We start from the raw sequence: 8,626 nt of genomic DNA, 5'->3' as shown, positions 1-8,626 counted from the left end.
AGCGCGCGGCCGCGTGCGGCCGCCGGCAGCGTCGCGACGAGCGCACGCCAGTCGTCGCGTTCGACCTTGCCCGGCTTGCGTTCGCCGAACAGCAGCGCGACGTGGTCGCCCTGCCGGTCGAACAGTTCGAGCGACGTGACGATGCCGTCGCTCGTCGGTTTCTTCACGACCCAGGCGGCGGCGATCAGGTCTTCGCGGACATGCAGGTTGAAGCCGGGGTCGAGCACGTTGATCCATGCGCCGACCTCGCGCACGTTCGCGACGGGACCCGTGTGGATCTGGATCATCCCCGCGTTGCCGACGAATACCATGATCGGCTGGCCGCTTTGTGCCGCCTGCTGAAGCACGTGGCGCAGCGCATGCGCGGTTTCGACCGGATATGCATGGTGCGGCTCGGCGAGACGCAGCGCCTGCATGCGGCTCACGCCGAAGCGCTGCGTGATGCCGAAGAACTGGTGCGTGTCGGTCATCGCTTCCCACGCGGCGCGGAAGCCCGCGACGTCGATCTCGGTGTCGGCACGCTCGGGTGTTTTCGGTGCGGCGGGCGCGACGTCGAGGCCCGGCTCCTGCGACGGCGCACGCCAGCGTTCGACGAACGCGTCGTACGCGGCGTGGTCGCTGTGCGCGCGCAGGTACACCTTGTGGATCGCATGGCCTTGCGCGTCGAAGAACTGCAGGCTCTTCAGCGGGCCGTGCGTGGTTTCGTCGCGCACCGCGAACGCCGACACCCAGTGACGATAGAAGATGCGCAGGTCGATGTCGCCGAGCGCGAGGCCGACCGGGCCGTCGTGGCTCATCTGCGCATATTCGCCGTCCTTCTCGTGGACGGCCGTATCGTTGCGCGTGAGCGCCATCACGCGGCCGAGGCGCGGCATTTCCTCGAACATCGCCGGAAAGCGTGCGTCGAGCCGCACGACGTGCTCGCCGACGAACGCGGCAAGCGCCTCGCCTTCGCTGACGCCGAGCGCCTGGGCGACGTCGCGGTTGCGCAGCTGACGCTCGGTCTTGAGCTTGATGAATGCGTCGCGCAGCGCGGCGGCCGCACGGGCCGGGCCGGCCGATTGACCGGGAAGGGCGGATTGCATCATGTCGGACTCCTTCAAGTAGCGGTTGGGGTGGGTGCGCGGGCGATGCGCATCAGAAATCCACTTTCATGCTGACGGCGACCGTGCGGCCGGGCGACGAATACGCGTCGAGCACCTGCGAATCGGCCGCGATGCCGCGCACGTCCGACCAGTTCCAGTACTTGCGGTCGAACAGGTTGCGGATGCCGATCGTCGCGCTCACGTGCTTGTTGAAGCGGTAGCCGCCGCGCAGGTCGACGACCAACGACGACGGCGGCGTGAAGCACGCCTTGTTCGAGCAATCGGACTTGTCGACGTCCTTGTCGCGTTTCGCGGCCTGGAACAGCAGGTCGGTCTGCACGAACCAGCGCTCGCTCGGCTCATAACGCACGCCGAACACGGCGGAGAAAGGGTTGACGGTGTTCAGCGGCTGGCTGGCCGCGCCGTCGTTCTGCGTCGAGCCCTTCGTGAACGCCATCGCCGTCTTCAGCGTGATGCCGTTCGGCATCACCCATTCGGCGCGGCCTTCGAGGCCGTGGATGCGCGCGTCGGCGAAGTTCACGTACTGGAACACGAACGGGTCCGACGGCCGGCCGGCGCCGGCGATCGTCGTGCGCGAGATGAAGTTGCGGTAGCGGCCCGTGAACGCGGCCGCGCTGTAGCGCACGACGCCGTAGCCGGTGCCGGCCTTGCCGCGCAGGCCGGCTTCGAACGTGTCGCTCGTCTCGGGCTTCAGGTTCGGATTGCCGATCGACGTGTAGCCGTACACGGGGTTCGAGAAGCTGCTGTTCACCTGGTCGGGCGTCGGCGCGCGGAAGCCGTGCGCGTACTGCACGTACGGAATGACGGCCGGCGTGATCTCGTAGAGCACGGCGACGCGCGGCGACAGTTCGTTCGCACTCGTCGACACGGCCTTGCCGGTGAACAGCGGATCGTTTTCGGTCGGGCTCAGCCGGTACGTGTCGAAGCGCAGGCCCGGCGTGACCAGCAGGCGGCCGTAGCCGATCTGGTCCTGCACGAACGCGCCGAACAACGTGTAGTCGGTGTCGGGGAACGCCTTGTTCGGGAACGCTTCGCCGACGCCCGGCACCGTGCCGTCGCGCAGGTTCGTCACGCGCGACAGGCTGCCGTCGACGCCATACAGCAGCTTGTGCGCGAACGGGCCGGTCGCGAAGCCGCTTTCGGCGAACGCGGAGCCGCCGAACGTGCGTTCCCGGTACTGGTTGTCGCGCGAACGCGATTTCAGCGGCGCGCCGCGCGTCTCGAACGCGTACTGGTCCTGCTTCGCGTCCTGGTAGTAGAACTGCAGGTGCGCGGTCTGGAACCAGCGGAACGCGTCGTCGCGGAAGTCGTAGTCGACGCTGAAGCGGTTGCGCTCGAGCCGGTCGTGGGTCGTGAGGCCGAGCGTGGTCGGCGGGTTGATCGCCGACAGCACGTCGGTGCTCACGCGCCGCTGCACCGTTTCCGCGGTGAACTTGACGGTGTCGCGCGTGGTGGGCGTCAGCACGAGCTTGCCGAGCAGCGATTCCGAATAGACGTCCTGCGGGTTCGACGTCGTGCGCAGCGTGCTCGCCGAATGGTTGCTGCCGCGCGTATCGACTTCGTGGCCGCGCCGGCCGTCGGCGATGATCATCCCCTGGATGCGGTCGTTGCCGCCCGCGGCCGACACGGTCGCGCCGATGCTGCGGTCGGCCGAGTCGTAGCTGGGCCGGAACGAGAAGTAGTACGGCTTGTCGTAGATCGACAGCAGGTCGCGCGGGTCCTTCGTGATGAAGTTCACCGCGCCGGTCAGGCCGTCGCTGCCGTACAGCGCCGATGCCGGCCCGCGCAGGATCTCGATGCGCTTGAGCGTGTCGAGGTCGGCGTAGTCGCCGCGCCCCGCTTCGAGCGGGCCGAACGAGAACGCGTTCGGCAGGCGGATGCCGTCTTCCATCAGCAGCACGCGGTTGCCCTCGAGGCCGCGGATGTTGATGCTCGAATCGCCGTCGCGGCCGCCGCCGAGCGCGGCGCTGCCCGGCCGGTACGCGGTGCGGCGCACCGTGATGCCGGGCTCGTAGCGCAGTGCATCCTTGATGTTGGTGGCCTGCTGTTCCTCGAGATCCTCGTCGGTGATCACCGACACGGATGCCGCCGTGCGGCTCGCGGCGGTGGCGGTGCGGGTGGCCGTGACGGTGACGGGGTCGAGCAGCGCCGCGTCGCCGCGCGCGGACGCGGCGACGAGGACGGCGGAAGGCGGGTTGGCGCCTTGCGGCGACGAATCGGCGTGAGCCGTGGCGGCGGACAGGCCGAACGCGCCGAACAGCGCGGCACAGATCGGCCGCCGCGCCAGCGAATAACAATGCACAGGTGGTCTCCCATTGACGATAACAAGCCCGAAGGCTGGCTGGGTGACGCGTTCACCTGGCTGGCCCGTTTGCGCGCGGCAGGCGGCAAACGGCGAATTGAAAGGCAACTGACAACTTTACCAGTGTAAATGAGAATTATTATCAATACAAGGACGAAAGGCGGCGTGAGTGAGCGCTCGCGTGCGCGGCTCGCACGCGCCGCGGCAGCCCTTTCGGGAGCCGTGCGCGCGCCGGTCAGGCCAGCGCTTCGATGCGGATCAGCAGGTTGCGCGCGTGCGCGATGAACGCTTCGTGCGTCGCGCGATCGCTGTGGACGTCGAGGCCGGCCTGTTCGGCGAAGACGATCTGTTCGGTGTAGAGGTCGACGAGCGCGCGGCGTGCGTCAGGGGGCAGCGCGCGGATCATCGACACGATCAGCAATTCCTGCGCGCGAAGCGTGCCGGACAGCGACTGGACGTTCATGCTGGCCTCCTCGGACGATGCGGCGGCGCGCCGCTCCTTCCATACTAGGCGGTCGGCGCGCGCGGCGCAGGCGCGGGGCGGGCGATGACGTGCGGGAATACGGTTCGCCGAGGCAGCCGCACGTGCCGACACGTGCCGGCACGCACCGCGTGCGTCCGGCAACCGTGAATCGAAGCGTGCAGCCGCGTGAAGGGGATCAGTTGGCGGGAGTGGCGGTCCTGGCGGCCTGTGCATCGCGCACGACCTGCGCGACGCGTTCGACGAACGCGGCGTCGGTGCTCGACAGCGCTTCGCGCTTGCCGTCGGGCATCTCGACCATCAGCCGGTACGTGATGTCCTGCGTGGCCCAGGCGAGGTAGCCGACGACGACGAGCATCACGCCGACGACGAGCGCGGCGCTCGATGCGCCGATGCCGCCTGCGACGGCGATGGCCGCGCCGATCAGCGAGATCAGCGACGGAACGAGGCGGTTCTTGGGAATCTTGACGACATCGACGTGACGGATGTCACGCAGTGCGAATACCTGCCCGGCGGCCGACAGGCCGTTGCGCGTGACCATGACGCCACGTTCGTTGAATGCGTTTTCCATCGTGTGTTGCGTGGACGAAAACGCGCAGCGTAGCAGGTTTCGTTGCCGCGTCAAACGAGACCGACTGCCGCACGATGCGTGCGGCGCGGCCGACAGGCGGGACGCGGGTGGCGCGGGAGCGCGGTCAGAACTGCAGCCGGCCGTCGCCGTAAAGGCGGCCCGGCACGTGCGAGGCGACGACCTCGGCGATCTCTTCGTCGGTCGATTCGGCCGGCACGATCTGGCGCCGTGCGGGGGCGTCGAGATGCATCGTCCATTCGACGAGCCGATACGGTCGGCCCCACGGGCGCTGCATTTCGACCGAGACGCGGCAACTCTGGACCGGCAGCGAGTGTTGGCACGTCAGAATCGCGTGCAGATGGCTGAAAACGGTATCTTCGATCATCATGGCCTCCGATCCTGTCTTGTGGGCAATCGATGGCGGCGCCGTCGGCATTTAAAAAAAAAGCCGCCGATGCTCAGGCGGCCAACAGGGGGGGTGAGAGCATCGTCTCAGCCCAGAATTAAGCGAAACTTAAAAGCCCATAAAAAAGCGCCCCGCGTGGAGCGGGGCGCTTCTTGCCGTCGTGATCCGCGAGTTAAGCGGACGCTTTAGAACTTGTGACGGATACCGATGCGGGCGGCGATCTGGTTCTTCGAACCCGTGCCCGACGTGTTGAAGTAGCTCGTGCTCGAGCCGATCTGCGCTTGCACGCCCTTGCCCGAAGCCTGCTGGTACACGACCAGGCCGTACACGTCCGTCCGCTTGCTGAGTGCGTAGTCGGCGATACCGTTGACCTGGTTCCAGTGCCACGAATTGCCGTTCTGCGTCGCGTTCGTGTACGTGTAGCCGAGGCCGCCCGACAGGGCAGGCGTGAACGCGTACTTCGCGCCTGCTTCGTATGCGTTGTAGAACGTGCCGCCCGCGCCCGAAACGGTCGAGAACTGCGTACGCGTCCACAGCAGCCATGCCGTTGCCGGCCCCCAGACGTAGCGGCCGCCGACGCCGTACGTGCGCAGGTCGCGGACGTTGCCCGTGCTCAGGTTCGCGATCGTCGTCGAGAAGGCCGGCGACGACTGGCTCGGGTAGCGGATGTCCGTGTAGGCGGCGCCGACCGAGACCGGGCCGTTCGCGTAGTTCAGGCCGAAGCTGTATGCGCGCGACGAGCCTGCCGTCGTCGTCGTGCCCGACGTCGTGGCCGGTGCGCCCGCGAAGTCCGTCGAGTTCGAGAAGCCGTACAACGCGCCGAACGTGAAGCCCGAGTAGTTCGCGCTCTGGAACTTCACGGCGTTGTTGATGCGGCTCGACGTGAGCTGGTCGATGTCGTTCACGTGGTACGCGTAGTTGCCCGCGACCGTGTTGCCGCCCGTCGAGTAGTTCGAACCGAGGATGTCGGTCGAGAACGAGTACTGGCGGCCGAACGTGACCGTGCCGTACTGCGACTGGCTCAGGCCGACGTAAGCCTGGCGGCCGAAGATCGCGCCACCCTGGCCGATCGTGCCGTTGCCGCTGTTGAAGCCGTTTTCGAGCACGAAGATCGCCTTCAGGCCGCCACCGAGGTCTTCGGTGCCGCGCAGGCCCCAACGGCTGCCCTGGGCAACGCCGTCGTCGTACTTGAACAGCTTGCCCGTGCCGCCGTTGGCGGTCTTGCTGTGGTTCACGTAGCTGATACCGGCATCGATGACGCCGTACAGCGTCACGCTGCTTTGTGCGTGCGCCGTGCCGGCCGTTGCTGCCAGGGCGGCGATGGTCAACAGTTTCTTGTTCAAAGGATTCTCCGAGCGAATAAATGGCGTGTCCAGTTGCGGTTCCGGCGCTCTCTCTGGGCGCTTTCACGGACCGGCCGCAACTTTATCGGCGGGGCACGTAATGAATATGACAGCGACTGTCATATGAAGAATGTGTGGCGCCGATGCGACACCGAATTCTGCCCGGGTTGGCCAGCGGGGGTTATACCGATTTCGGCAGAGAATCGATCCCGATCCGGAATATGCACATGAAATAAGCTTGGTTTGTCGCGTTCGGGCCCCGTGTCACGATCCGTGCTCCAACAAACGACACGGGACAAGAGGACACCATGCGACGTTCGATCCTGACCGGCCTCGGCGCACTCGCCGCCGCGCTGGCATTCGCGGCGCCCGGCGCGCACGCCGATCCGCAAACGCTGAAGATCGGCACGATGAGCGGCCCCGACGCGCAGATCTGGACCGAAGTGACGAAGGTCGCCGCGCGCGAAGGGCTCGCGATCAAGGTCATCGAATTCAACGACTACGTGCAGCCGAACGCGGCGCTCGATTCGGGCGACCTCGACGCGAACGGCTTCCAGCACCAGCCGTTCCTCGACAGCCAGATCAAGCAGCGCGGTTACAGGATCGTGAACGTCGGGCTCACCTACACGGCGCCGATGGGCTTCTACTCGAAGAAGCTCAAGTCCCTGAAGGACTTGCCGGTGGGGGCGAAGGTCGGCATCCAGAACGACCCGTCGAACGGCAATCGCGCGCTGTTGCTGCTGCAGAAGTACGGCGTGATCAAGCTGAAGCCGGGCGTCGGCACGAACGGCGTGAACGCGACGCCGCTCGACGTCGCCGAGAACCCGAAGAAGATCAAGATCGTCGAACTCGACGCCGCGCAGTTGCCGCGCGCGCTGCCCGACGTCGATGCCGCGTCGATCAATACCGACTACGCGGTGAAGGCCGGGCTGACGCCGGTGAAGGACGCGATCGCGATCGAGGACCTGCGCGGGCCGTACGCGAACCTGATCGCGGTGCGTGCGCAGGACAAGGACAAGCCGTGGGTGAAGAAGCTCGTCGCGGCCTATGAATCGGACGACGTGCGCAAGTTCATCGACCAGAAGTTCGGCGGCGCGATCGTGCCGGCATTCTGAACGGTCTTCATGCCGAACGGCCGGCGGCCGTCGCCGGCCGCCGACGTGCCCTCCGGAAAGCCAATCGCCCGCGCAAGCGGGCGATTTCGTTGGTGCGTGCGCTGCGCGCCGTGGCCCGGCGCGCGGGCCGCGCGCTCAGGCCGACAGCAGCGAACCCGTGCGGATCGCGGTCGCGCCGGCGACGCGCGCGACTTCCATGCCGGCCGTCGCGAAGCGCACGATCTGGCGCGCGTACAGCACGCCCGATACGCTGCTCTTCAGCGTGACGACGCGATCGGTCAGCGGATCGACGATGTCGGCCACGGCCTGGCCCGCCTCGATCATCGCGCCGACCGGCGTGCGGAACACGATCACGCCCGATACCGGCGCGACAAGCGGATCGGTGCCCGCGAGCGGCGTGGCCGGATGCGCGAGCGGCGGCAGCGGCGCCGGTGTGCCGTCGACGATGCCGCGTTCGGTCAGGTACTCGACGATGGCCTGTGCGTCCTTTTCGGCGAGTTCGTACGACACGTCGCGTTCGCTGCGCAGTTCCACCGTGACGGAAATCGCGCCGTTCGGGATCGGGAAGCGGTCGCCGAAACGGCTGCGCAGATCCGACCAGCAGAAGCTGTGGATTTCGTCGAACGGGTTGCCGACCGAATTCAGCGCGAGCAGCGACGCCTGCGCGTCGAGATAGCGCGACAGCGGCTCGACGTCCGGCCACAGGTCGGGATTCGTGTAGAGGTGCATCACCGCATCGCTGTCGCAGTGCAGGTCGAGCACGATATCGGCGTCGAACGACAGCTTCTGCAGCGCGAGGCGCTGCGAGTCGAGTTCGGTGCGCGGCTTCTGCTCGTCGAGCGCTTCGCGCATCGCGGCGCGCACGGCGACGAGGTTGCGCTGCGCGTCGTTCGTGAGATGGTGTTCGACGCGCGGCAGCACCAGTGCCGCGAGATCGTAGAAATTGCGGTTGAAGTTCTGCATCGAGCCGAGCTCGAAGCGGCCGAGGTGATCGCCGAACACGTGCTGCGACAGGCCGATCGGGTTCGGCACGGGCACGACCACGATTTCGCCGCGCAGCTTGCCGGCCGTCTCGAGCGCGGCGATCTTGCGGCGCAGCAGCGTGGCGACCAGCATGCCGGGCAGTTCGTCCGCATGCAGCGACGACTGGATGTAGACCTTCTTGCCGCCGCGCGGGCCGTAGTGGAAGCTCGTGATCTGGCGTTCGGTGCCGACGGCGGGGGAAATCAGCGGATGGGTCTGCGTTTGCATGATGGGGGAGTGCGGCGCAGCCGCGAAGGATCCGGTGTGCGTGGAAGGACG

At 67.0% G+C, this 8,626-nt stretch carries 8 protein-coding genes; 1 reads left to right on the top strand and 7 read right to left on the bottom strand.

Translation table 11 applies throughout. The annotated features are described in order from the left end of the window. The 6 genes from G3N62_RS22670 to G3N62_RS22645 all read right to left on the bottom strand — a co-directional run. The coding region (locus tag G3N62_RS22670; RefSeq protein WP_206141301.1) for a ChuX/HutX family heme-like substrate-binding protein at positions 1–1,088 on the bottom strand (1,088 nt) is incomplete at its 3' end. A gap of 49 nt (positions 1,089–1,137) precedes the next feature. Then, positions 1,138–3,408 carry a TonB-dependent hemoglobin/transferrin/lactoferrin family receptor gene (locus tag G3N62_RS22665; protein WP_049034582.1) on the bottom strand — a complete coding sequence of 757 codons (2,271 nt, stop codon included), beginning with the start codon at positions 3,406–3,408 and terminating at the stop codon, positions 1,138–1,140. 235 nt (positions 3,409–3,643) lie between these two features. After that, the gene (locus G3N62_RS22660) at positions 3,644–3,871 is read right to left on the bottom strand and encodes a hypothetical protein (RefSeq protein WP_049034581.1); all 228 of its coding nucleotides are present in this window, start codon (positions 3,869–3,871) and stop codon (positions 3,644–3,646) included. A 196-nt stretch (positions 3,872–4,067) separates the two neighbouring features. Next, complete coding sequence (locus G3N62_RS22655) at positions 4,068–4,460, bottom strand: DUF6232 family protein (RefSeq protein WP_034187740.1); 393 nt, start codon at positions 4,458–4,460, stop codon at positions 4,068–4,070. A gap of 124 nt (positions 4,461–4,584) precedes the next feature. Next, on the bottom strand, positions 4,585–4,845 hold the full coding sequence (locus G3N62_RS22650; RefSeq protein WP_011548992.1) for a DUF2866 domain-containing protein: 261 nt from the start codon (positions 4,843–4,845) through the stop codon (positions 4,585–4,587). 206 nt (positions 4,846–5,051) lie between these two features. Next, on the bottom strand, positions 5,052–6,209 hold the full coding sequence (locus G3N62_RS22645; protein ID WP_034187741.1) for a porin: 1,158 nt from the start codon (positions 6,207–6,209) through the stop codon (positions 5,052–5,054). A 308-nt stretch (positions 6,210–6,517) separates the two neighbouring features. On the opposite strand from G3N62_RS22645, the gene G3N62_RS22640 reads away from it, so the two are divergent. Next, positions 6,518–7,324, top strand: coding sequence for a MetQ/NlpA family lipoprotein (locus G3N62_RS22640; protein WP_034187742.1), 807 nt, complete (start codon positions 6,518–6,520; stop codon positions 7,322–7,324). 135 nt (positions 7,325–7,459) lie between these two features. On the opposite strand, the gene G3N62_RS22635 is transcribed toward G3N62_RS22640, so the two are convergent. Then, entirely contained in the window at positions 7,460–8,575 is a 1,116-nt protein-coding gene (locus tag G3N62_RS22635) for a succinylglutamate desuccinylase/aspartoacylase family protein (RefSeq protein WP_034187743.1), read from the bottom strand. Positions 8,576–8,626: the final 51 nt, after the last annotated feature.

This window comes from Burkholderia sp. Tr-20355 (assembly GCF_017104685.1).
Classification (GTDB): Bacteria; Pseudomonadota; Gammaproteobacteria; order Burkholderiales; family Burkholderiaceae; genus Burkholderia; species Burkholderia seminalis.
Note: the sequence above shows the minus strand (reverse complement) of the source record. Positions and strands in the feature narration are given on the sequence as shown.